Genomic DNA, 2,887 nt, shown 5'->3' with positions numbered 1-2,887 from the left:
GTGCTCCGGGCGGGACCCCTCGGCCAGCACGCTCGGCGCCCGGGGGTGGGGTGGCGGGGGCTGCCCCGGCCCCCCGGGCCGGCCCGCGTGCTCCGGCGCCCCGGGCCGGCTCGACCGGGGCGCCGGGACGGGATCGTCGGCAGCGGCCACCTCGGCAGTCTCGCCCGATCGCCGTGATTGTCAAGGGCGCTCCGTCGGCGTCGCGCCGGTGGGGCGGCCCCGACCGGACCCACCCCACCGGGCCTGTGGACAACCTGTGGAGAACGGGTCACCCCTGTGGATAACTCTGTGGGAACCGGTGACCGGCTGCCGGCCACTCCGCCCCGACGCTCACTTTGCGCCGGCGTGCTCCAGCCCCACGCGCTCCGGGCGGGCGGAGGCGGAGCCGAGCCAGGTGTGCGGGTTGCCGTACCAGCACCAGCCGAGCTTCGGCGCGTTCTGGCTGATCCAGAGCGCCGGCACCCGCTTGTCGCCGCAGCGGGAACCGACCAGCGAGAAGCACTTGTTCTTCGCCAGCGCCTCGGGGTGCAGGGTGACGAAGGCGAGCCCCTCGTCGATGGTGAGCGGCAGCCGCCCCTGGCCGGTGACCGCCTCCATGGCGGCGGCGGGGGCCAGGTTCAGCGTCTCCTCGCCCCGGTCGACGTCGAAGAGCAGGTACGCGGGACCGGCCGGCACCTCCAGCTCCTTGATCGGATCGAACTTCGGCAGGTCGCCCTCGGCGTAGTGCCGGTCGACGATGCCCGGCTTCCGCTTGCCGGCCAGGGTGGTCAGCGCGACGCGCTCCTCCACCGGCACCAGGTCACGGGTGACCACCAGGAGGAAGGGCACCCGCCCCTCCGTCGGGGCGGGCAGGCCCGCCGATCCGGCGACGGCCGCCGCGCGCAGCGGCGCGACCAGGTCACGGAAGGCGTCCTCGGTCAGCTCGGCCAGGGCCGGATAGCCCAGCTCCACCAGCCGGTCGAGCTGGCGGTCGAATTCGGTCGCGGCGTCGAACAAGGCGGCCTCCTTTTGTCGTACGGAGTACCGTACAGCGTACGACGACGCGTGCCTATTCCCGGCCCGCGAGGAAGATCCGGGTCAGCGGTTCCAGTCCTGCTTCGCCGCGCGGACCAACTTGTCCTTCAGCTCGCGGGTGTGCCGGCGGCTGACCGGCAGCTCCGCCGAGTCGATCACCACGACGTAGCCGGAGTTGACCAGCCGCAGCTCCGCGATCAGCTTCAGCTGCACCAGGTACGAGCGGTGGATCCGGACGAACCCGGCATCCGCCCAGCGTTCCGCGAGCGTCGCCAGCGACACCCGCACCAGGTGGGAGCCGTCGGCGGTGTGCAGGCGGGCGTAGTCGCCCTGGGCCTCCACCCACCGCACCGCCGAGCGGGGCAGCATCCGCGTGGTGCCCGCCAGCTCGATGGGGATGGTGGGATCCTCCTCCGCCCGGGCCAGCGCTGCCGGGTGCGACGGCACCACCCGCGCGCCGATCACCCGGCGCAGGGACTCGGCGAGCCGTTCGGCGCGTACGGGCTTGCGGACGTAGTCGGTGGCGCCCAGGTCGAACGCGTCCACCGCCCCGTCGTCGTACGCGGTGACGAAGACGATCGCCGGTGGCCGGGCGAAGCGCCGCAGCACCCGGGCCAGCTCCATGCCGTCCAGCCCGGGCATCCGGATGTCGAGGAAGACCACGTCCACGTCGCCGTCGCGCAGCACCCGCAGCGCCTCCGTCGCGTCGCCCGCCGTGTGCAGCCGCGCCACCCGGGGATCGGCCCGCAGGTGGTACGCCAACTCGTCCAGCGCCGGCGGCTCGTCGTCGACCGCCAGCACCCGCAGGAACCCGGCCGTGCCCACCTCCGCGGTCCGCTCGATCACGAGCCGGCCCGTACGCCGGGGTGGAACTTCGGCACCCGCATGCTCACCTTCGTACCCGAGCCGAGGCCCGTCTCGACGACCAGGCCGAAGCCGTCGCCGAAGACCGACCGGAGCCGCTCGTCGACGTTGGAGAGCCCGACGTGCTGGCCCGGGTCGTCTCCGACGCCGGCCAGTGCGGCGTCGCCCGGGCCCCCGGCGGCGCCGGCCAGCTCGGCGATGCCGGCGGTCAGCGTGCTCGGATCCATCCCCACTCCGTCGTCCTCCACGGTGATGTGGCACTCGGTTCCCGCGTCCCGGGCCTCGATGCTCACCATGCCCGTGCCCGGCTTGCGGGACAACCCGTGCCGGACGGCGTTCTCCACCAGCGGTTGCAGGCAGAGGAAGGGCAGCGTCACGGGCAGCACCTCCGGGGCGATCTGGAGCCGCACCTGGAGCCGGTCGCCGAACCGGGCCCGCTCGATGGTCAGGTAGCGGTCGATCGAGCGCAGCTCCTCGGCCAGCGTGGTGAACTCGCCGTGCGCCCGGAACGAGTACCGCGTGAACTCGGCGAACTCCAGGATCAGCTCCCGGGCCCGGTCCGGGTCGGTGCGGACGAACGAGCCGATCGCGGTCAGCGCGTTGTAGATGAAGTGCGGGCTGATCTGGGCGCGCAGGGCGCGTACCTCGGCGCGGGCCAGCCGCTCCCGCGACGAGTCCAGCTCCGCCAGGGCCAGTTGGTTGCCCGCCCAGTGCGCGGTCTCCAGGGTGGCCTGCACCAGGCCCGGCTCCGGCTGACCGTCGGCGACCGCGACCAGTGCCCCGACCCGACGCCCGTCCGCGCCGGTCAGCGGGGCTACGACCGCCCCGCGCACCGGGCAGTCCACCCGGTCGCAACGCAGCTCCGGATCGCCGAGGACGGTCGAGCGGCCGGACGCCACCGCCCGCCCGGCCGCCGCGACCAACTGCGCTTCGTGGTGCCCGCCCCGCCCGTCGAGGGCGAGCACGCCCTCCCGGTCCGTCAGCGCCAGCCCGGCCGCCCCCACGAGCG

3 protein-coding genes are annotated in these 2,887 nt (G+C 74.3%); all 3 read right to left on the bottom strand.

Features of this window, described 5'->3' with window-relative positions; genetic code table 11:
* Window positions 1–330 precede the first annotated feature (330 nt).
* Entirely contained in the window at window positions 331–996 is a 666-nt protein-coding gene (locus AB0B91_RS64780) for a DUF5701 family protein (RefSeq protein ID WP_357659740.1), read from the bottom strand.
* 81 nt (window positions 997–1,077) lie between these two features.
* Entirely contained in the window at window positions 1,078–1,860 is a 783-nt protein-coding gene (locus tag AB0B91_RS64775) for a LytTR family DNA-binding domain-containing protein (RefSeq protein ID WP_358342945.1), read from the bottom strand.
* The coding region (locus tag AB0B91_RS64770; protein WP_358342943.1) for a histidine kinase at window positions 1,857–2,887 on the bottom strand (1,031 nt) is incomplete at its 5' end. The genes AB0B91_RS64775 and AB0B91_RS64770, both read right to left, overlap by 4 nt.

The sequence above is a fragment of the Nonomuraea sp. NPDC049141 genome, assembly GCF_040648415.1.
Lineage (GTDB): Bacteria > Actinomycetota > Actinomycetes > Streptosporangiales > Streptosporangiaceae > Nonomuraea.
The sequence above is the reverse complement of the archived record's forward strand: the minus strand, read 5'-3'. Positions and strand labels throughout refer to the sequence as shown.